Annotated in this window: 18 protein-coding genes and 2 pseudogenes; 17 read left to right on the forward strand and 3 right to left on the reverse strand. The window is 68.0% G+C overall.

Going from position 1 to position 21144, the window contains the following annotated elements; translation table 11 throughout:
* Positions 1-149: 149 nt before the first annotated feature.
* Positions 150-746 (reverse strand): IMPACT family protein, encoded by a 597-nt coding sequence (locus tag AB4118_RS32120; protein ID WP_441493557.1) that lies wholly within the window; start codon positions 744-746, stop codon positions 150-152.
* A gap of 216 nt (positions 747-962) precedes the next feature.
* Between AB4118_RS32120 and AB4118_RS32125 the strand changes: the two are divergent.
* From AB4118_RS32125 to AB4118_RS32135, 3 genes and pseudogenes are all read left to right on the forward strand, one after another.
* Positions 963-1184, forward strand: a pseudogene (locus AB4118_RS32125) (LysR family transcriptional regulator); the annotation flags it as partial.
* A gap of 43 nt (positions 1185-1227) precedes the next feature.
* Complete coding sequence (locus AB4118_RS32130; RefSeq protein WP_441493558.1) at positions 1228-2553, forward strand: epoxide hydrolase family protein; 1326 nt, start codon at positions 1228-1230, stop codon at positions 2551-2553.
* 60 nt (positions 2554-2613) lie between these two features.
* A pseudogene (locus tag AB4118_RS32135) lies at positions 2614-2715 on the forward strand (IS481 family transposase); the annotation flags it as partial.
* Between the two features lie 101 nt (positions 2716-2816).
* Here the strand turns inward: AB4118_RS32135 and AB4118_RS32140 are convergent.
* Complete coding sequence (locus tag AB4118_RS32140) at positions 2817-3707, reverse strand: LysR substrate-binding domain-containing protein (RefSeq protein ID WP_441493559.1); 891 nt, start codon at positions 3705-3707, stop codon at positions 2817-2819.
* Between the two features lie 172 nt (positions 3708-3879).
* On the opposite strand from AB4118_RS32140, the gene AB4118_RS32145 reads away from it, so the two are divergent.
* The 8 genes from AB4118_RS32145 to AB4118_RS32180 all read left to right on the forward strand — a co-directional run bounded on the left by AB4118_RS32145 (position 3880) and on the right by AB4118_RS32180 (position 14258).
* Complete coding sequence (locus tag AB4118_RS32145; RefSeq protein WP_441493560.1) at positions 3880-5256, forward strand: acyclic terpene utilization AtuA family protein; 1377 nt, start codon at positions 3880-3882, stop codon at positions 5254-5256.
* Entirely contained in the window at positions 5253-5660 is a 408-nt protein-coding gene (locus AB4118_RS32150; protein WP_441493561.1) for an AtuA-related protein, read from the forward strand. Before AB4118_RS32145 ends, AB4118_RS32150 begins: the two co-directional genes overlap by 4 nt.
* Positions 5657-7072, forward strand: a complete 1416-nt coding sequence (locus tag AB4118_RS32155) for a dipeptidase (protein ID WP_441493562.1) — start codon at positions 5657-5659, stop codon at positions 7070-7072. Before AB4118_RS32150 ends, AB4118_RS32155 begins: the two co-directional genes overlap by 4 nt.
* 4 nt (positions 7073-7076) lie before the next feature.
* The gene (gene ggt, locus AB4118_RS32160; protein WP_441493563.1) at positions 7077-8684 is read left to right on the forward strand and encodes a gamma-glutamyltransferase; all 1608 of its coding nucleotides are present in this window, start codon (positions 7077-7079) and stop codon (positions 8682-8684) included.
* Positions 8685-8740: 56 nt separating this feature from the next.
* Positions 8741-10318 carry an ABC transporter substrate-binding protein gene (locus AB4118_RS32165; RefSeq protein ID WP_441493564.1) on the forward strand — a complete coding sequence of 526 codons (1578 nt, stop codon included), beginning with the start codon at positions 8741-8743 and terminating at the stop codon, positions 10316-10318.
* A gap of 68 nt (positions 10319-10386) precedes the next feature.
* Complete coding sequence (locus tag AB4118_RS32170; protein WP_441493565.1) at positions 10387-11355, forward strand: ABC transporter permease; 969 nt, start codon at positions 10387-10389, stop codon at positions 11353-11355.
* A 26-nt stretch (positions 11356-11381) separates the two neighbouring features.
* The gene (locus tag AB4118_RS32175) at positions 11382-12317 is read left to right on the forward strand and encodes an ABC transporter permease (RefSeq protein ID WP_441493566.1); all 936 of its coding nucleotides are present in this window, start codon (positions 11382-11384) and stop codon (positions 12315-12317) included.
* A gap of 393 nt (positions 12318-12710) precedes the next feature.
* Positions 12711-14258, forward strand: coding sequence for an ABC transporter substrate-binding protein (locus tag AB4118_RS32180; RefSeq protein ID WP_441493567.1), 1548 nt, complete (start codon positions 12711-12713; stop codon positions 14256-14258).
* Positions 14259-14374: 116 nt separating this feature from the next.
* On the opposite strand, the gene AB4118_RS32185 is transcribed toward AB4118_RS32180, so the two are convergent.
* On the reverse strand, positions 14375-15298 hold the full coding sequence (locus AB4118_RS32185; protein ID WP_441493568.1) for a LysR substrate-binding domain-containing protein: 924 nt from the start codon (positions 15296-15298) through the stop codon (positions 14375-14377).
* Between the two features lie 92 nt (positions 15299-15390).
* Between AB4118_RS32185 and AB4118_RS32190 the strand changes: the two genes are divergently transcribed.
* Genes AB4118_RS32190 through AB4118_RS32215 form a run of 6 tightly spaced genes read left to right on the forward strand, consistent with a single transcriptional unit; the run spans position 15391 to position 21120 of the window.
* Complete coding sequence (locus AB4118_RS32190) at positions 15391-16509, forward strand: NAD(P)/FAD-dependent oxidoreductase (RefSeq protein WP_441493569.1); 1119 nt, start codon at positions 15391-15393, stop codon at positions 16507-16509.
* A complete protein-coding gene (locus AB4118_RS32195) occupies positions 16490-16786 on the forward strand; it encodes a (2Fe-2S)-binding protein (RefSeq protein WP_441493570.1) in 297 nt (98 codons plus the stop codon). The genes AB4118_RS32190 and AB4118_RS32195 overlap by 20 nt, the downstream gene beginning before the upstream one ends.
* Positions 16783-18186 carry an FAD/NAD(P)-dependent oxidoreductase gene (locus tag AB4118_RS32200; RefSeq protein WP_441493571.1) on the forward strand — a complete coding sequence of 468 codons (1404 nt, stop codon included), beginning with the start codon at positions 16783-16785 and terminating at the stop codon, positions 18184-18186. Before AB4118_RS32195 ends, AB4118_RS32200 begins: the two co-directional genes overlap by 4 nt.
* Positions 18183-19313, forward strand: coding sequence for an NAD(P)/FAD-dependent oxidoreductase (locus AB4118_RS32205; RefSeq protein ID WP_441493572.1), 1131 nt, complete (start codon positions 18183-18185; stop codon positions 19311-19313). The genes AB4118_RS32200 and AB4118_RS32205 overlap by 4 nt, the downstream gene beginning before the upstream one ends.
* Positions 19310-20254, forward strand: a complete 945-nt coding sequence (locus AB4118_RS32210) for an ABC transporter permease (RefSeq protein ID WP_441493573.1) — start codon at positions 19310-19312, stop codon at positions 20252-20254. Before AB4118_RS32205 ends, AB4118_RS32210 begins: the two co-directional genes overlap by 4 nt.
* A complete protein-coding gene (locus AB4118_RS32215) occupies positions 20251-21120 on the forward strand; it encodes an ABC transporter permease (protein ID WP_441493574.1) in 870 nt (289 codons plus the stop codon). The genes AB4118_RS32210 and AB4118_RS32215 overlap by 4 nt, the downstream gene beginning before the upstream one ends.
* Positions 21121-21144 lie beyond the last annotated feature (24 nt).

Raw genomic sequence — 21144 nt, forward strand, 5'->3', positions numbered from 1 at the left:
TCTCTCTCAGGGCGAGGCCGCGTAGCCAGCCAGGCTGGACGGTGTCGGCCAATGTGGATCGCCACGCGACCGCGCGATCAGAGCGGCCGAACGATGATCTGCGCCAAAATCCAGTTGACTGAGACGGCCCCGTTACCGAAGTCCTGAGCCTAGTCGTCCCATCTGATCGCCGCGCGTCCGCTGGTGATGTCCCTGACCAGTTGGGAGACCAGATCGGCCTCCAGCTTTGGAACCGACACCGACAGCACGGCGCCGGTATCCGTGAAGGCCTGATCGCGCACCTGCACGCCTGGTCGCTCGCCGAGCCGCGCCTGGACGCGCGCCAGGTCGCCGAACGCACAGGTGATCGTCGCTGATGCCGCCTCGACCAGCGCCACCGTCTCGGCCGCGCGCAAGCAGAGGGCGGCCGTGCCGCCATAGGCGCGGATCAAGCCGCCGCTGCCGAGCAGGACCCCGCCGAACCAGCGCGTGACGACAACCGCGATGCCGTCCAGCGCTTGCCCGTCAATGGCCGCGAGTATCGGCTTTCCTGCGGTGCCGCTCGGTTCTCCGTCATCGTTGAAGCGATAGCCTTGCCCGCAACGCCAGGCCCAGCAATTGTGATTGGCCGCCGGGTCGGAATGGGCAGCGATGAACTCCTTGGCTGCCGCCTCATCCGCAACGGGAGCGGCGGTCGCAATGAAGCGGCTCTTCTTGATCTCCTGCCGGAATGAGTTGAGCCCAAGGAGTGTGAAGCGGTTTTCCATGCGCTCATGTACCGGCTCAGGAGCACCCTGGGCAAAGCCAATGACAGATCTCCGCCTGGGCGCGACCGGGACTGGTGCGTCACCCATGGCAGCAAGGCCGACCGCGCGTTAGACTGAAGCCGGCCCATCGATCGGGCTGGCCGAGGCCGGTGCGAAGCTTCGGACCGGGGGCGCGGACAACGTCTCTGCCGCCGGCGCAAAGGAGTGTGGGGCCTGATGGACCGCTTCGATGCGATGCAGGTTTTTCTGGCGGTCGTCGATGCCGGCAGCCTGTCTGCGGGAAGCCGCAAGCTGAACGCGCCGCTGCCGAGCGTCAGCCGGAAAGTCGCGGAGCTCGAGCGCCATCTCGGTACGCGCCTGCTCGTCCGGACCAGTCGGAATGTCCAGCTCACCGATGCGGGGCGCGACTATGTCGATGCGGCACGCCAGATCATCGCACAGACCGTCCACGTCTCCGCCTTAACCCCTGAGGAGAACCGCCATGCCTGGTCCGCACCCGTTGATCGGCCGCAGGAGCTTCATCGCATCAACCGTCGTGGGAACGATCGGCGCGATGCTTCCCGCCGTGAGCGCGACCGCAGCGCCGTCTCCCTCGCGCTCGCCGCAGGAGAGCGCGGCCGCAGACCCGAAGGCGAGCGGCGACAGTTCGATCCGGCCATTCCGCTACCACGCGACCGACGAAGAACTCGCCGAGCTGAAGCGCCGCATCAAGGCGACGAAATGGCCCGAGCGCGAGAACGACCCGACCCAGGGCGTCAGCCTCTCGAGCATCGAGAAGCTCGCCGCGTATTGGGCGGACCAGCATGACTGGCGAGACGTCGAAGCACGGATCAACAGCTACCCGAACTTCGTCACGACGATCGACGGGGTGGATATTCACTTCATCCAGGTGAAGTCGAAACACCCGAACGCGCTGCCGGTGATCGTCACGCATGGTTGGCCCGGGTCGATCATCGAGCAGCTGAAGATCATCGACCCGCTCACCGATCCGACCGCTTTTGGCGGCGCTGCAGCCGATGCCTTCGATGTCGTGATCCCGTCGCTGCCGGGCTACGGCTTTTCCGGCAAGCCGGCCGTCAATGGCTGGGATCCGCAGCATGTCGCACGCGCCTGGGCGGTGCTGATGCAGCGGCTCGGCTATGAGCGCTATGTCGCGCAAGGCGGCGATTGGGGCAATGCCGTCACCGAGCAGATGGCGCTGCAGCGCCCGGCAGGGCTGGCCGGGATCCACACCAACATGCCGGCGACCGTTCCCGCCGAGATCGCCCCGCTGCTTCCCAACGGCCCCGAGCCCGCGGGCCTGGATGCCGAGGAAAAGCATGCCTGGGACCAGCTCGTCGATTTCTATGCGAACGGGCTCGGCTACGCGCAGGAAATGGCGGGCCGGCCGCAGACGCTCTACGCGCTGGCGGATTCGCCGGTGGGGCTGGCGGCCTGGATCATCGACCACGACATCCGCAGCTACAACCTCATCGCGCGCGTCTTCGATGGCGCGAAGGAGGGCCTGACCCGGGACGATATCCTCGACAACATCACGCTGTACTGGCTGACGAACACGGCGGTCTCATCGGCGCGGCTTTACCGGGAAAGCAAGCTCGCGTTCTTCGCGCCCAAGGGGGTGCCGCTGCCGACCGGTGTCAGCGCATTCCACGACGAGATCTACCAGGCGCCGGAAAGCTGGACGCGCAAGGCCTATCCGAACCTGGTCTTCTACAGGCGCCACGACACGGGCACGCATTTCGCGGCCTGGGAGCAGCCGCAAGCCCTGACGGACGATCTGCGCGCGACATTCCGCTCGCTGCATTGAGGCGTCGCACAAAGTGCACGGTTCCGGCCGCGGGCTTCTGCCGAGCCTGCGGCCGGAACGCATCCCCAGAACTGGCATCGCCCCCACGGCGGAATCCAGGCCAAGACACCCATCAGCAGACTCGCTCTCGACGAGGACAACCTGTTGACGCTCCACAGCTAGATCATCGGACCGGACACGATTTCCGGTCCGATGATCCAGCCCTTCGGCGAAGAGCGGTTGCACCTTGAGACGGCGAGGGGGCTCGTCGACGCGCCGTTGGGTCAGGCGCCGCCATGCGTCCGGATCGCGTCCGCCAGCCGGGTCGCGCTGAGCGAGAGCGGCCGGGATTTGACCCAGAGCAAGCCGATCCGGCGCTCGATGCTGGGCGCCGTGATCGGCACCATGGCCAGGTCCGTGCTCCGGAACATCGCAAAGGTCATCGATGGCAGCGCGGTGATGCCGAGGCCGGCCGCCGCGAGGGCTGCCGCAGAGGGGATCTGGTCGACTTCGTATCTCGGCTCGATCGACAGGTTGCCGTGGACGAACCCGGCATCGGTGAGCCTGCGCACCGACGAAGCCGGCGAGATCGCGATGAAGTCATGGCCGGCGAGGTCCGCCCAGGTCACGCTCTCGCGCGTGGCGAGGCTGTGCTGGCGGTGACAGACCAGGTGCATGCGGTCCGACGTCACCGGATCGAAGGCGAAGGCGCCGAGCGAGGCCGGGTGGCCGACGATCGCGAGGTCCACGATACCGTCCTCCAGCAGCTCCGTCGCCCGGTCCTGGGGCGCGTCGCGGATCTGGACATCGATACCGGGGAAGCTGCTGCGAAAGGCGCGGATCGCCGGGGGTAGCAGCGTGCAGACCACGGATGGAAGTGCGGCGATCGAGACCCGGCCGTGCACGCCTTCGTTCCGGCTGGCGATCGCCTCGAAGGTCTGGTGCAGACTGCGCACGGCATCGCGCGCGCTGGCGACGACGTGCCGCCCTTCATAGGTCAGCGTCAGCGCGCGCGTCGTCCGGTGCACCAGCCGATAGCCGAGCTCGGCCTCGATGCGCTTCAGCGTCTCGCTGACGGAGGGCTGCGTGATGCCCAGGCGCTCGGCCGCGGCCGTGAGATTCAGCGTTTCGCCGATCGCGACCAGGATCTCCAACTGCCGGATTGTCAGATTCATGGCGCCTCGGTGGTCGATAGGCCGGGCCGGCGGTCTGTCGCCTCCCGTGCAGCTCAGTCATAGGCTCGTCCTATGGAATAATGAATTCCCATTATTTGACTTTCTGAATGCGTCGCCACCAATGCATCAGGCGCGGCCATGGGCCGGGCTGGCGGCAACGGATGGGTTCGGCATGGCGACACAGGTTCGGATCGGTGCTGCGGCGGGCTTTGCCGGCGACCGATCGGATTCGGCCGGGCCGGTGATCGAAGCCTTGGCGCAGCATGACGGGCCCCGTTTCCTGATCTTCGAGACACTGGCCGAACGCACGCTGGCGCTCGCGCAGATCGACCGGATCGCCAATCCTGCCCGCGGCGAGGTGCCCGCGCTCGAGCGCCTGCTGCGCCCGGCTCTCGGGGACGCCGCCCGGCACGGCATCAGGATCATCGGCAATTTCGGCGCGGCCAATCCGCGGGCCGCTGCCGCGAAAATCCGCAGCTGGGCCGCAGAGGCCGGATATCCCCGCCTGAAGATCGCGGTGGTCGAGGGCGATGACCTTCTCGGCCTGATGAGCCCGGCCGAATTCGCCGCCTGCGAGAGCGATGGCACGATCCTGGCGCGGGCGCCCGAGATCATCGCCGCCAACGCTTATCTTGGCGCGGGCCCGATCGCCGAGGCCCTGTCGCGCGGCGCCGACATCGTCGTGACCGGGCGCGTCGCCGATCCCGCTTTGGTGCTGGGGCCGCTGATCCACAGCTTCGGCTGGGCCTGGGACGATTGGGACCGGCTTGCCGCCGGCATCCTGGCGGGACATCTGCTCGAATGCGGTTCGCAGGTCACGGGCGGTTATTTCGCCGATCCGGGCATCAAGGACGTGCCGGGCATGGACCGGATCGGCTATCCCATTGCCGAGGTCGAGGCCGATGGCAGCTTCGTCGTGACCAAGCCCGACGACACCGGCGGGCTGGTCGACCGGCGCACCGTGACCGAACAGATCCTCTATGAGATCCACGATCCGGCCGCCTATCTGACGCCCGATGTCGTGCTCGACCTGACTGAGGTGGAGATCGAGCAGGTCGGCCCCGACCGGGTGCGCGTCAGCGGCGCCAGGGGCCACCCTTTGCCGCCCACCCTGAAAGCGACGATCTGCGTCGATGGCGGCCATCTCGCCGAGGCCGAAATCTCCTATGCCGGCCCCAATGCCGGGGCGCGGGCAAAACTCGCAATCGAGACCGTGCAGCTTCGGATGCGCCGCTTCCATCCTGCTCTCGCCATTCGTGTCGATCTGATCGGCGCCGTCAGCGTCTTCGGCGACAGCGCGGGCTCCGGCATTTCCGACCTCGTCTGGGACAGGCTGCCGGCCGATCTGCGCATCCGCTTCGCGGCCGAGACCGATGATCGTGCCGCCGCCGAGTGCCTGCTGGACGAGGTCGAGGCGCTGTACTGCGCCGGGCCGGCGGGCGGGGGCGGGGTGCGCAAGCGCCTGACGCCGCGGCTGCGCAGCGCGTCCTGCCTGGTCGCGCGCGACAGGGTCACGCCCCGCGTCACCTTCATGGAGGAGGCGGCATGATGGAACTGATCCGCACGCCGCTCCATGCGCTTGCCCATGCCCGCTCCGGCGACAAGGGCAACCGCCTGAATATCGCGGTGGTCTGCCGCCACCCGGCGCTCTTCCCGGTGCTGGCCGCAGAGCTCACGGCCGATCTCGTGGCGGAGATCTTTCGGGCGAGGGCGCCCTCCCGGGTCGTGCGCTACGAACTGCCCCGGCTGGCTGCCTTCAATTTCGTCCTCGACGATGTTCTGGACGGCGGCGTCAATGCCAGCCTGGGCCTCGACGGCCATGGCAAGACCCTGTCCTTCCTGCTGCTCGCGGCCTCCGTCCCGGTCCCCAAGGCCGTGCTGAAAGCTGTCGCCGACGAGACCCCGATCCTCGCTTCGACCCGCCATCCCCAAACTCCTGGAGGCCCGCGATGAGCGCCCAGCCCGTCGTCGATCATCTGCTCGCCCGGCACGATGCCGTGCTGGACCGGCTGAAGGCCTTCCTGAGGCTGCCGAGCGTCAGCACCGATCCGGCCTATGCGCAGGGCATGCAGGACACACGGACGTTCCTGCTCGATTGGTTGAAGGAGATCGGGCTGTCGGATGTCCAGCTGCTCGATGGCGGCGGCCAGCCGGCGGTCTACGGCACCTGGCTCGGCGCGCCCGGCGCCCCGACGATCATCATCTACGGCCATTACGACGTGCAGCCGCCCGATCCGCTGGCGCTCTGGAAGACACCGCCCTTCGAGCCGACGACCCGTGACGGGAGACTCTATGCGCGCGGCGCGTCGGATGTGAAGGGCTCGACCACGATCGCCATCGAGACGGTCGCGGCCTTCCTGGCGGTCAAGGGCCGCTGCCCGGTCAATATCAAGCTCTTCATCGAAGGCGAGGAGGAGACCGGCAGCCCGAGCCTGCATGCCATCGTCGCGCGCTATGGCCCGCTGCTCAAGGCCGACGCCATGATCTCCGCCGATGGCGGCCGCGCCAGCCCGACCGTGCCGACGATCAATGTCGGGGCGCGCGGGCTGACCAAGCTCGAACTCGTGGTCCGCACCGCCGACAAGGAGCTGCATTCCGGCCGCTATGGCGGCGCGGTCCGCAACGCCCTGCACGAGCTCGCCGCGATCATCGCGACGCTCCATGACAGGAATGGCGCGATCGCCATCCCGGCGCTGATGGAGGCCGTGCGCCCGCTCAGTGAGCGGGACCGGCAGGACACCGCCGCCCTGCCTTTCGACGAGGCGGCCTTTGTCGGCGATATCGGCGGCATCGCGGCCGGCGAGCCGGGCTACAGCATCCGCGAGAGACTGACGCTGCGCCCCGCCATCGACGTCAACGGCATGTGGGGCGGCTATACGGGCTCCGGCAGCAAGACGGTGATCCCCGACGAGGCGCGCGCCAAGATCACCATCCGTCTCGCACCGGGACAGGACCCCGACCAGGCGGCGCAGGCGCTCAAGGGACATATCCTGGCCGTGGCGCGGCCCGGCGTCGCGGTCAGCTTCGAGGCGATCGGCGGCGGCTCGCCGGCCTCGACGCTCGCTGCCGACCACCCCCTGGTCCAGGCCGCCACGCGCGTCCTGAGGACGACATCGCAGCAGGAGCCGGTCCATGTCCGGCTCGGCGCGACCGTGCCGATCACCGCGATCTTCAAGGAGACGCTCGGTCTCGACACCTTGATGTTCGGCTTCAACCTGCCCGACGAGGACGTGCACGCGCCCAACGAGTTCTTCCATCTGGCGTCGATCCCGCTCGGCCTGCAGGCCTGGCCGATGCTGCTGGAGGAGCTCGGGCGTTTTCCTGCCGCGGCCTTTGGGGCTGATGCTCCGGGCGGGAAGGGCTGAGCCGATGGCCGGGATGATCGTCGCGGCCCAGCCTGAGGCCGTCGAGGCCGGGGCGCTGGTTCTCAGGCGCGGCGGCAACGCCGTCGATGCCGCGATCGCCTGCGCCTTCGTGCAATCCGTCGTCGATCCGCAGATGACCGGCATCGCCGGCTATGGCTCGATGCAGATCTACATGCCCGGCCGCAATGCCCATGAGGTGCTGGAATTCTATGCCCGCAGCCCGGCGGCGACCCGTGCCGACATGTGGCAGGACGCGATCATCGGCGAGGCGCCCGACGGCTTCTCCTTCGTGGTCAAGGGCCATGTCAACGAGATCGGCTATCAGGCCGTCGGCTCGCCGGGCAACCTGAAGGGATACACCACGGCGCTGGCCGAATACGGCACCATGGATCTCGCCGATATCATGCAGCCGGCGATCGACTACGCGCGGGGCGGCTTCAGGATCCGGCCCTACATGCATTACTACATGGCGCTGAACCAGTCGGAGCAGGGGCGGGTGCCCAATGAGGACCTGCTCCGCTTCAGCGCGACCGGCCGGGACCTTTATTTCCGGGCCGATGGCAGCCTGAAGCGCCCCGGCGACACCGTCGCCAATCCCGATCTCGCCCGCACCCTGGAGCGGATCGCGGCAGCCGGCCCCGAGATCTTCTATCGCGGCGAGATCGCCGAGCAGATCGCCGCCGACATGAAGGCGAATGGCGGTCTGCTCGCCTATGAGGATCTGGCGAACTACCAGCTGCGGCGGTCGAAGCCGGTCTGGGGCAGCTATCGCGGCCACCGCGTCGCCAGCGTCCAGCCGCCCGGCGGCGGCGTCTCGCTGATCCAGCTGCTGCATGTCCTCGAGAACTTCCCGCTCGGCGAATTCGAGCATAATGGCGGCGAGCATCTGCGCATCCTGACCGAGGCGCTGATGCGGGTGACGGCCGACAAGGACGCGCATATCGGCGATCCCGATTTCGTCGAGGTGCCGACCGACCGGCTGCTGGCGAAGGACTATGCCGCGACGCTGGCGCAGAGCATCCGTCGGGGCGAGCGCGGCGCCATCGAGCGCATGAAGCTGAAGCCCGAGGCCAACGACACCACGCAGGTCTGCGTCGTCGACGGCGAGGGCAACGCGGTGACGCTCACCCACACGCTCAATATCCCCAGCGGCGTCATCAGCGATGGGCTGGGCTTCATGTATAACGGGCTGATGAGCGCCTTCGATCCGCGGCCCGGCCGGCCGGGCTCGCTGGCGCCGAACAAGGGCCGCACCAGCTCGCAGGTGCCGAGCATCGTCTTCAAGGACGACAAGCCCTTCATCGTCATCGGCGCGCCAGGCGGCACCGCGATCCTGCCGGCGATGGCGCAGGGCATCAGCAACATCATCGATTTCGGCATGCCGGTCTTAGATGCGGTCGCGGCGCCACGGATCAGCGTGACCAGCAATAGCATCGATATCTCGAACCGGATCCCGCGCTATGTCGCCGCGGAGCTGGAGCGCCAGGGCTATCGCGTCGCGCGCTCCTACCAGGGCTTCGCCTTCGCGGCGCTGCATGCGGTGCTCGCCGATGCCGGGCGCCTGTCGGCCGGCGCCGACCCGCAGCGCGACGGCATGTGGCTGAGCGGCTGAGCCGGAATGAAGCGGCCAGCAGACCTAATTCCAGTCATTCGATCATGAGGACCCCGATGAGCGCATCACTCAAAACCTGGCTTGCGGCGACGCTGCTGACGACGGGGCTCGGCCTCGCTCCTGCACAGGCGGCCCCGCTGCGGATCGCGATCGGCGGCGCCTTCACCTCGATCGACCCGCATTTCTACAATGCCACGCCCAATCATTCCGTCGCGATGCATGTCTTCGACCGCCTGGTCGACCGCGCGCCCGATGTCAGCCTGAAGCCCGGTCTCGCCCTGAGCTGGACGCCGGTCTCCGACACCGTCTGGGAGTTCAAGCTGCGCCCCGGCGTGACCTGGCATGACGGCAAGCCCTTCACCGCCGACGATGTCGCCTTCACCTATCAGCGCGCCCGCAATGTCCCCAACAGCCCCGGTGGCTTCGGCGGCTTCCTGCGCGCCGTGAAGACGGTCGAGGTCGTCGACCCGCTGACGCTGCGCATCGACACCGGCGAGCCGGCCCCCAACCTGCCGCGCGAGCTGGCCTTCGTGCCGATCATCTCGCGCCATGTCGGCGAGAGCGCCACGACCGAGGACTATAATTCCGGCAAGGCCGCCATCGGCACCGGCCCCTATAAATTCGTCAGCCAGACCCCGGGCGACCGCGTCGAACTCGTCCGCAATGACGCCTGGTGGGGGCCCAAGCAGGACTGGGACAAGGTCACGCTGCGGATGATCACCAATTCCGGTGCACGTGTCGCCGCGGTCCTGGCGGGCGATGTCGACATCATCGACACGCCGCCCGTCGGCGATCTCGAGAAGCTGAAGGCGGATCCGCGCGTCACCGTCTCCACCACGGAAGGGCTGCGCGTCATCTATCTCGCGCTGAATTCGCTTGAGCCGGGTGCCGCCACCATCACCGACAATGACGGCAAGCCGCTGCCGAAGAACCCGCTGCTCGATCTCAAGGTGCGCCAGGCGCTCTCCATCGCGATCAACCGCGACGGCCTCGCCGACCGGATCATGCAGAAGACGGCCCGGCCGACCGGCCAGTGGCTGCCGGCCGGCACCTATTCCTATGCCAAGAGCGTCACGGTTCCCGCCAATGACCCCAACAAGGCCAAGGCGCTGCTGAAGGAGGCGGGCTTCCCGGACGGGTTCAAGATCACGCTCTTCACGCCCAATGACCGCTACCCGAACGATGCGGCGACAGCCCAGGCGGTCGCACAGATGTGGACGCGGATCGGCGTCAAGACCGCGGTCGAGACGCTGCCCTGGAGCGCCTATGCGACGCGGGGCGGCAAGCAGGAATTCGGTGCCGGGCTCTGGGGCTGGGGCAGCCCGACGGGCGAGGCCGGCTATCTGCTCTCGAACGTGCTCGCCAGCAACAATCCCTCGAAGGGCCTCGGCGTCTTCAATTACGGGCGCTATGCGAACCCGGCGCTCGATACGCAGATCGTCCAGGCGCTGGCGACGATCGACGACGGCAAGCGCGAGCAACTGCTCGTCGGCGCGGTCGAGACCGCGGCGCGCGAGGTGCCGATCATCCCGCTCTTCATCCTCGACAACGCCTGGGTCACCCGCAAGGGCATCGTCATCGACCCGCGCCGCGACGAGCGCACGCTGGCGGTGGATGCCCGCCAGGCCCAATAACACGAGCCAAGTAGCACGAGCATCGACAACGCGACGGACCGGTCCGGTCCGTCGCCGGGGGACATGAGATGATTGCCTGGTTCGCCCAACGACTTCTGCAGGCTTTCGCGGTCGTGCTCGCCATGACGGTGATCGTCTTCGTCGGCGTCAACGTGCTCGGCGATCCGGTTGCCGTTCTGGTTCCGCCCGATGCCGACCAGGCGGAACGCCTGCGCGTGGTCGCGGCCTTCGGGCTCGACCGGCCGCTCTGGCAGCAATATCTCTCGTTCCTCGGCGGCGCGGTCCGGGGCGATCTCGGGCGCAGCTTCGTCTTCAACGAGCCGGCGCTGCGGGTCATCCTGCAGCGCATGCCCGCGACGCTCGAGCTGGCGCTCGCCGCCATGCTGCTCTCGGTGGTGATCGGCATTCCGCTCGGCCTCTATGCCGGCGTCCGGCCGAACTCGCCGGTGGCGAAGACGATGATGGCCGGCTCGATCCTGGGTTTTTCGCTGCCCAGCTTCTGGGTCGGGCTGCTGCTGATCATGGTCTTTGCGGTGCAGCTGAGCTGGCTGCCGGCCGGCGGCCGTGGGCCGACGCGCGAATTGCTCGGGCTGCAATGGTCGTTCCTGACCCTGGAGGGCCTGCGCCATCTCATCCTGCCGGCCTTGAACCTCGCCCTGTTCAAGATCTCGCTGGTGATGCGGCTGGTGCGGGCCGAGACCCGCGAGATCGTTCCGCAGGACTATATCCGCACCGCTCGCGCCAAGGGCCTTGGCGAGGGCGCGATCCTGCGGGTCCATCTCCTCAAGAACATCCTGATCCCCGTCGTCACCATCGTCGGGCTGGAATTTGGCTCGGTGATCGCCTTCTCGGTGGTGACGGAGACGATCTTCGCCTGGCCGGGCATGGGCAAGCTGATCATCGACAGCATCAACCTGCTCGATCGCCCGATGATCGTCGCCTATCTCATGGTCATCGTCGTGCTGTTCGTCGTCATCAATCTCGTGGTCGACCTGATCTACACGGCTCTCGACCCGCGCGTTCGGCTTGAGAACTGAGCGACCGGGCCTTGCAGGTGAACACCATGCCAACCTCCTCGCGTTCCGCCGCTCCGGAAACGGCCGCTCTGGAAACGGCGCCCGCGGCGCGGCGCACGCCGCTGCAGCGCTTCCTGCGGGCCTTTGCCGCCTCGCGCCTGGCCGTGCTCGGCCTCATTCTGCTCTGCGCGATCATCGCGCTCGCGCTCCTGGCGCCGTGGATTGCGCCACAGAACCCCTATGACCTGATGCAGCTCGACATCATGGACGGCCAGTTGCCGCCCGGATCGGTCTCACCCACGGGCATGACCTACTGGCTCGGCACCGACGATCAGGGCCGCGACATGCTGTCGGGCATTCTCTACGGCCTGCGCATCTCCTTGCTGGTCGGCTTGACATCGGCGCTGGCGGCAGCCGCCATCGGCACGACGCTCGGGCTCATCGCAGCCTATGCGGGCGGCCGCATCGGCACCGCGATCATGCGCATCGTCGACCTGCAGCTCTCCTTCCCGACGATCCTGGTCGCGCTGATGATCCTGGCCTTTCTCGGCAAGGGCGTCGTCAACGTCATCCTGGCGCTCGTCATCGTCGAATGGGCCGCCTATGCCCGCATCGCCCGCGCCAGCGCGATGGTGCAGCGGCGCAAGGAATATATCGAGGCGGCAATCTGCCAGGGCGCGTCATCGCTGCGCATCCTGTTTCGCCATTTGCTGCCGAACTGCCTGCCGCCCCTGATGGTGATCGCCACCGTCCAGATCGCGCGCGCCATCGCACTGGAGGCGACCCTGTCCTTCCTCGGGCTGGGCGTGCCGATCACCGAGCCCAGCCTCGGCCTGCTGATCTCCAATGGCTATCAGCACATGCTGTCGGGAAAGTTCTGGATCAGCTTCTATCCCGGCGTGGCGCTGCTGGTCACGGTGGTCGCGATCAATCTGATCGGCGATCAGCTCAGGGACGTCCTCAATCCGCGCGCGCAGGCCTGAGAGCAGAACCCGGGCCCGCACGTGCTGTCGGTCATCAGGTCAGCCGCCCCTCTGGCCCCCGCAGAGCGAGACGCGATCGGGTGCAAGCCGGGAACCATAGGGCCGCGAAATCTGCTGGGGCAGAGGTCACGCGCACGCCGACTGAACGCGTCCAGGAGGCCATGCGGGCCAAGACATCGACAGGCTCACGCGGATGCTCGAGCACATGCAGCGCCGAGATCAGGTCGAATGGGGCGGCCGGCGGCCCGACGCCCTGCCATGGGCGCTACACCGACGAGGGCTCCCGAGCCGCTGCTATAACCCTACGGAATAGTCCATCGCCGATTTCGACTTGGACAGCTTGGGACCATGGCTCCCACTATTCCCCAAACGGGACAACGAGGGGATTACGTGATGAAGCGATCTGTCTTGGGGCTTGCGGGCCTGATGGTGGCGGCCTGCCTGCCGGTCGCGGGCTCGGCCCAGGAGACCTTGCTGCGCGTTGCCGGCGATGGCGACATCTCGACGCTCGACGCCCATCGCGCCAGCGCCACCAGCGACAAGACGCTGGTCGGCTGGATCTATAACGGCCTCGTCCGTTTCAAACCGGGCAGCTCCGACCCGAAGGACCTCGAACCCGATCTCGCCGAACGCTGGGAGACTTCTGCCGACGGAAAGATCTGGACCTTCCATCTCCGTCCCGGCGTCAAGTTCCAGGGCGACTGGGGCATGCTCAGTGCCGACGACGTCGTCTATTCCCTGCAACGCTCGGCCGACCCCAAGCGCTCGACCTTCTCCTCGGACTTCTCGGCCATCGCCTCTGTGGAGAAGGTGGACGATCTCACTGTCCGCATCACGCTGAAATATGCCGATGTCAATTTCCTCGGCCGCGTCTCCAATTATCACGGCGGCAATATCGTCAGCCGCAAGGCGGCGGAGGAGCTCGGCGACAGGTTCGGCGCCAAGCCAGTCGGCACCGGCCCCTTCGTCTTCGTCGAGCAGGTGACGCAGCAATATGTGAAGCTCGCCGCCCATCCCGGCTATTTCCGCGGCAAGCCGAAGATCGATACGATCATGGTGCGCGTGATCCCCTCCGACAGCGCCCGCGAACTCGCCTTCACCTCCGGCGAAATCGACCTGATGTATGGCAAGCGCGAGCAGCGCTGGGTCGATTCCGCCCGCCGCCGGCCCGGCCTCAACGTCGAGATCTTCCGGCCCGGCGAGTACCGGCTCCTGCACCTCAACCAGAACATTCCGCCGCTCGACGATATCCGCGTGCGCCGCGCCATCGCGGCCGCGATCAATGTCGACGACCTCGTGCGCTATGTCGGCAAGGATGTCGGCCCCAAAGGCTGCTCCGTCGTGCCGCCGGGCTATCTCGGCGAGGACTGCACGGTGCGTTACAGCTTCGATCTCGCCAAGGCGAAGGCGCTGCTGGCCGAGGCCGGGCACAAGGACGGCATCACGATCAAGGCCATCGTCTCCAACATCTCGGCGCAGCAGCCCTTCATGGAGATCATGCAGGCGCAGCTCGCCAAGGCCGGGATCAAGCTCGAGATGCAGGTCGTCGACCACGCGACCTATCAGAGCCAGACCCGCAAGGACCTGAGCGCGCTCGTCTTCTACGGCGCCGCGCGCTTCCCGATCGCCGATACCTATCTCAGCGAATTCTTCCACTCGCGCGCCATCGTCGGCACGCCGACCGCCGCGACGAACTTCTCGCATTGCGCCGTCGCGGACAAGGAGATCGAGCAGGCCCGCACCGCGCCCGATGCCGAGGCTCAGAAGGCGCTCTGGAAGGAGGCGCAGCAGAAGATCATGGACAATGTCTGCGCGATCCCCCTGTTCGAGCTGCGCCAGGTCTGGGCCCGCAGCGATCGGCTGGATTTCGGCTACGAGCTGAAGGGCGCGCTGAACCTCGCCCCGCCGATCACCGAGGCGACCACGCTGAAGGCGCGCTGAGCGCGACCGCTTCGAAGGCGCGCAAGACAGCCTTGGCTTGGACTAAGCACCTGCTGTGGAGCGGCGATCACGCTCCACGGCAGGCGCTTTTGCGACGATCAGGCTTGGCCTGGCGATCAATCCTGGCCCGGGGTGAGGATCGTTCGCGAAATCTCGGCCGCGGCTTCCCGTGCGCCGTCCAGAAAGGCATCGACGAGCCGGGCATTGCGGCTGTCGCGGATGCGGCAGAGCTGGAAGTCGAGCTGAACGGCCGGCGCGAAGGCGCGTATGGCGACCTTGCCGCGCAGCCCCCCGACGGCCGATGGATGAACCAAGGAGACGCCGACACCGGCGGCCACGAACTCGCAGAGCGTCGGCGAAATGCTGACGACCATGACGATCTCCGGCGCGACACCGTGAGCGTCAAAGACCTGCCCGATGCGCCGGCTCGTAAAGCTCTCCGGATCGAATGAGACGAAGGCGGCTCGGTCGAGATCCTGAGGCGTGATCACGCTCTTTTCGGTCAGCGGGTGGTCGAGCGGCAGGATGCAGACGAGCGGATGAGCCATCAGCGGCTCGGAGACGACGTAAGGGTTGTCGATCGGTGAGACGGTGAACCCGACGTCGAGCTTTCGGGTGACGAGCCCGTCGGCGATCCATTGCGAGCTGCGCGACTGCACCGAGCAGAAGACACCCGGCTGGCGGGCGAGAAAGCGCGTCGTCGCCTGCTGGATGAAGGCACCCGACAGCGCCGGCATGACGCCGATCAGCAGACGGCTCTGCTCATCGCGGCGGATCGCCTCGACCGCATTCTCGACCTGGCGCACGCCGGCGAAGATCCGGTCGATCTCTTCGTAGAGCCGCATCCCGCGCCGGGTCAGTACGAGCCGTCCCTTGACGCGGTCGAACAGCTGCAGGGCCGTGTCCTCCTCGAGATGGGCGATCAGCTTGCTCATGGCCGGCTGCGAGATGTTCATCATCTCGGCGGCGCGGCTCACCGTGCCGTATTCGATCACCGCCTTGAAGGCCTCGACCTGACGCAGGTTGAGCCGCCGCACCATTGTATAACCCTGGAGAATAGCATCGAGAGAAAAACGACTTTGACGAATTACAACATGGCTCCCTAACGTCGAAGCCGGCAAGGGAATTTCACATGCGGCCGGACATCATCGTCATCGGAGGGGGCACGGTCGGCGCGGCGATCGCGTATGGCCTCGCCAGGACGCGGCATCGGGTTGTGCTGCTCGACGGCGACGACGGAGATTTCCGGGCCGCCCGCGCGAATTTCGGGCTGGTCTGGTTGCAGGGCAAGGGGCTCGGCATGCCGGCCTATCAGGTCCTGACGCGCGGCAGCATCGCGCTGTGGCGCGGCTTTTCCGATGAACTCGAGGCCGAGGCGGGGATCGACCTCAGCTACGAGAGGAATGGCGGGCTCGCCTTCTGCCTGGGCGAAGCGGGCTTCGAGAAGCGGCGTCTCGAGCTGCTGCGGCTGCATAACCAGGGCGGTGAGGGCGAGCCTGACTGGGAGATGCTCGATCGCCCGGCGCTGGAGCGCCTGCTGCCCAAGGTCGCGCTTGGCCCTAACGTCACGGGGGCGAGCTTCGGTCGGCAGGACGGGCATGCCAATCCGCTGCGGCTGCTGGCGGCACTGCATGGCGCGCTGGCGCGCCATGGCGGCAGCATTCGCCATCGGGCCCGTGTCGAGCGGATCGAGCCGGCAGGCCCGGATTTCCGCCTCGTGCTCGAAGGCGAGACGCTGGTCGCGCCGCGGATCGTCATCGCAGCGGGGCTCGGTTCGCCCGCTCTGTCCCGGCAGGTCGGGCTCGAGGTGCCGGTGCATCCCGAGCGCGGGCAGGTGCTCGTCACCGAGCGGCTCGAACCGTTCCTGCCGTTGCCGGCAAGCGGGCTGCGCCAGACCGGCGAAGGCACGGTGATGATCGGCGCGACCAAGGAGCACACCGGCTTCGATGCCTCGACGACGGCTGACGCTGCCGCGCGGCTGAGCCGCAAGACGGTCGAGATCGTCCCCGCACTGGCCGGGGCCCGGCTCGTGCGGCAATGGGCGGGGCTCAGGATCATGACGCCCGACGGCTACCCGATCTATGCGCAGTCGCAGAGCCATCCCGGCGCCTTCGTCGCGCTCTGCCATTCCGGCGTGACGCTCGCGGCCTTCCATGCCGAAACGCTGGCGGGCGCGATCGCCGCCGGCATTCTGCCCGAAAGCCTTTCTCCCTTTCACCAGAGACGCTTCGATGTTCCGCAAGCTGCATGATCCCGGGGCGCAAGCCGTAACGGTCCATATCGACGGGCAGCCCGTCCTCGCCGAAGCCGGCGAAAGCGTCGCCGCGGTGCTGCTGCGCCAGCCGCAAGCCTGGAGCCGCACGACGCCGGTCTCGCAGAGCCCGCGCGCGCCCTACTGCATGATGGGCGTCTGCTTCGAATGTCTCGTCGAGGTCGACGGCCTGGGGTCCGTGCAAGGCTGCCTGACGCCGGTCCGCAACGGCATGCGCATCGCCCGCCAGCAGGGCCCCAGGAGACTGTCGGCATGACCGGAAACGAAACCGATCTCCTGATCGTCGGCGCGGGCCCGGCCGGCATGGCGGCCGCCGTGACCGCCCGCAGCCACGGCCTCTCCGTGCGCGTCGTCGACGATCAGCCGGCGCCCGGCGGCCAGATCTGGCGCGGGATCGAGACTGTCGCGGCGACACCGCGACTAGCCCGGCTCGGCGAGGCCTATCGCGCCGGAGCGGAAAAGGCTGCCGCCTTCCGTTCCTGCGGCGCGCTCTACGAGCCCGACAGCCAGCTCTGGCAGATCGAGCCCGGCTTTCGCGCCTTCCTGACGCGCGAGGGCCAGGCGCGCCGCGTGACGGCAAAGGCGGTGATCCTCGCCACCGGCGCGCAGGAGCGCCCGGCGCCGTTTCCGGGCTGGACGCTGCCGGGCGTGCTGACGGTCGGCGCGGCGCAGATCCTGCTGAAAACGGCCGATAGCGTGCCGTCGAGCCCCGTCTGGATCGCCGGCTGCGGGCCGCTGCCGCTGCTCTATATGACGCAGCTGCTCGCGGCGGGCGGCACGATCGCCGGCTTCCTCGACACCACGCCGCGCGGGCGCATCCCTGCGGCGCTGCGCCATCTGCCGCAGGGGCTCGGCCGCCTCGGCGATCTCGCCAAGGGCCTGTCCTGGTCGCTTGCGCTGAAGCGGGCCGGGGTCTCGATCATCCGCCATGTCGCGGAGCTTCGCGCCGCGGGGGAAGGGCGGCTCGAAAGCCTGCATTACCGCACGCAGGACGGAGGCGAAGGCGAGGTCGCCGCCGAGGTGCTGCTGGTCCATGAGGGCGTGGTGCCGAATATCCATGTTCCGCTCGCGCTCGGCTGCGCGGTGAGCTGGCATGCCGGCCAGCACTGCTATGTCCCGGAGCTCGACGGCTGGGGCGAGACCTCGCAGGCGAATGTCTTCGTCGCGGGCGACGGTGCCGGCATCGGCGGCGCCGAGGCGGCCGAGCCGCGCGGGCGGATCGCCGCGCTGCGGGTCGCCGCCAGGCTGGGCAGGCTTGGCGAAGGCAGCGCTGACGCGGCTGCCCGGACCGAGCGGGAAAGGCTCGCCCGCGCGCTCTCCCTGCGTCCCTTCCTCGATGCGCTCTATGCGCCGCGTCCGCAGGTCTTCGCCCCCGTCGATGAGACGCTCGTCTGCCGTTGCGAGGAGGTCACGGCCGGCGAGCTGCGCGCCCGCGCCGTGCAGGGGCGGCCTGGACCGAACCAGATCAAGGCCTTCACCCGTGCCGGCATGGGCCCATGCCAGGGCCGGCAATGCGGCTACACCATGGCCCATATCATCGCGGCCGCGCAGCATCGTCCGGTCGGGGAGGTCGGCTTCCAGCGCATCCGCCCGCCGCTGAAGCCGGTGACGCTCGGCGAGCTGGCGAGCCTCGACGAACGGGAGCCGGCGGCATGACCGTCGAAGCATTCGACGTTGCGGTCGTGGGCGGCGGCTTGCACGGCTTGTCGGCGGCCCTGCATCTCGCCCGTGCCGGCCGGCGCGTGGCGGTGATCGAGCGGCGCTGGACGGGCCGGCACGCGTCCGGCGCCACCGCGGCCGGCGTGCGCACGCTGGGCCGCGACATCGCCGAGATCCCGATCTCGCTCGAAGCGATGGAGATGTGGCACGCCATCGCGACGATCGTCGGCGACCCGTGCGGCTTCCATGCCAATGGCCAGCTCCGCATCGCGGAGACCGTGGAGCAGATGCCGGCCTTGCTGCAGCGCGAGGCGACAATCCGCGCGCTCGGCCACAGGCATGAAGAGATCATCGATGCCGCGGAGCTCCGCCGCCTCGTGCCGGCCTTGAGCCCGCACTGCGTCGGGGCGCTGGTGGCGCGGCGCGACGGCGCCGCCGATCCCCACCGCACCATCCTCGCCTTCCGCCGCGCCTGCGACGCAGCCGGTGTCGTCATCGCCGAGGACTGCGGCGTCGAGACGGTCGACCGGCAAGGCAGTGCCTGGCTGCTCTCCTGCGGCGAGCGCCGCTTCCGCGCACCCGTCGTCGTCAACGCCGCCGGGGCCTGGGCCGCCCGGCTCGCGGCCCTGTTCGGCGACGAGATCGCGCTCGGCGTCCGCGCCTCGATGATGATCGTGACGGAGCGCCTCGCGCCGCTGCTCGATCCCGTCATCAGCGTCGTCGGCCGGGCGCTCTCCTTCAAGCAGTCCGACCAGGGCACGCTGGTGATCGGCGGCGGCTTGCAGGGCGCAGCCGATCTCGACCGGGAGCGCAGCAGCGTCGACTTCAGCGAGCTCGCCAAGGGCGCGCGGGCCGCGAGCGACCTCTTCCCCGCCGTGCGCGGCGTGCGCATCGCGCGCTGCTGGACGGGCATCGAGGCGCAGACGCGCGACCATCTGCCGGTCATCGGGGCCTCGCCGAACGCGCCTGGCCTGTTCCATGCCTTCGGTTTCTCCGGTCACGGCTTTCAGCTCGTCCCGGTCGTCGGCGCGATCCTGACCGATCTCGTCACCCAGGGAACGACGCGGCGCGAAATCGCCGCCTTCGCGCCGCGGCGCCTGATGCAGGAAAGGGTCGCAGCATGATGAGTTACGTTCTCAGGCGCGTCCTTCTCGCCGTGCCGACGCTGTTCCTGATGCTGACGGCGATCTTCGTGCTGGTGCGGCTCGTGCCGGGCGATGCCGCCTCCGTCATCCTCGGCGACCAGGCGAGCGCGGCCTCGCTTGCCGCACTCAGGGAAAAGCTCGGGCTCGACCAGCCGGTCCCGGCCCAGTACATCGCCTTCCTCGGCAAGGTCCTGACCGGCGATCTCGGCCAGTCGCTCAGCAGCGGCCGCAGCGTCGTCCAGGAGGTGCTGCTCGTCCTGCCCTCGACGATCGAGCTCACCGTCGCAGCGGTCGCCATCGGCCTCGTCCTTGGCCTGCCGCTCGGGGTTGCCGCCGCGCTCAGCCGCAGCGGCTGGATCGACTATCTCTCGCGCGTCGTCTCGCTGGTCGGCCTGTCCTTCCCCGCCTTCGTCTCCGGCATCCTGCTGCTGATCGTCTTCTCGATCCAGCTCGGCTGGTTTCCGGTGCTCGGCAACACCAGCGGCGCTGGCAGCCTCGCCGAGCGGCTGCGGGCGCTGGCGCTGCCGGCGCTCAATCTCGGCATCATCATGACGGCCTATGTGATGCGCGTGACGCGCGCCGCGATGCTAGGCGTCCTGACCGAAGATTATATCCGCACGGCCCGCGCCAAGGGGGTGGGCCCGGCCCAGCTCGTGGTGACGCATGCGCTGCGCAACAGCCTGATCCCGATCATCACCGTGGTCGGGCTCTATTTCGGCACGCTGATCGGCAATTCCGTGCTGACCGAGATCATCTTCAACCGCCCGGGGCTGGGCAAGCTGATCATCGGCGCGCTCAACGCCCGCGACTATACGCTGCTGCAGGGGCTGATGATCATCTTCGCCATCTGCGTCATCGTCGTGAACACAGTGACCGACCTGGCCTACGGCCTCGTCGACCCAAGGGTGAAATACACATGAGCTCTGTCGCCACCACGACCGTCGAAATGCGGCCGGGCGGGCTCTGGCTCGCCTTCTCGCAGAACAAGCTGGCCTGGGTCGGGCTCGTCCTGCTCACGCTCATCATTCTGGTCGCGATCTTCGCGCCCTGGCTTGCCCCCCATGATCCGTACGAGCAGAACATCGTCATGCGGCTCGAGCCGCCCTCGTCCGAGTTCTGGCTCGGCACCGACAGCTATGGCCGCGATGTGCTCTCGCGGCTGATCTACGGCGCGCGCATTTCGCTCTTCGTCGGTTTCGTCGCCATCCTGATCGCCATGCTGGTTGGCACGACGATCGGCGTGCTGGCCGGCTATATCGGCGGATTGTTCGACCAGATCGTCATGGGCGTCCTCGACGTGCTGCTCGCCTTCCCGACGCTGCTGCTCGGCCTGATGATCGCTGCCATGCTCGGCGCGAGCCTGGAGAACCTGATCATCGCGATCGCGGTCACCGAGGTCGCGCCCTTTGCCCGCGTCGCGCGCGCGCCGACCATGACGCTGCGCCAGCGCGATTTCGTCGAGGCGAGCCGTTCCTATGGCTGCGGGCCGTTGCGGATCATGACGCGCCACATCCTGCCCAACATGATCTCGGATGTGGTGGTGATGAGCTCGCTCTGGCTCGCCTCCGCGATCCGCACCGAAGCGTCGCTCAGCTTCATCGGGCTGGGCGTGCCGCCACCGGCCGCGACCTGGGGCAGCATGATCCGCGAGGGTTTCGAGAATATCCTCGATGCCTGGTGGCTCGCCGTTTTCCCGAGCCTCGCGATCCTGGCGACGGTGCTTGCGCTGAACCTTCTCGGTGATGCGCTGCGTGACGCATCCGATCCCCGGAGCCGCTCGCGCTGAGAACCGAGAGGGGAGCTGAGATGA

Source organism: Allobosea sp. 2RAB26 (assembly GCF_052115465.1).
In the GTDB taxonomy this organism is placed as follows: domain Bacteria; phylum Pseudomonadota; class Alphaproteobacteria; order Rhizobiales; family Beijerinckiaceae; genus Allobosea.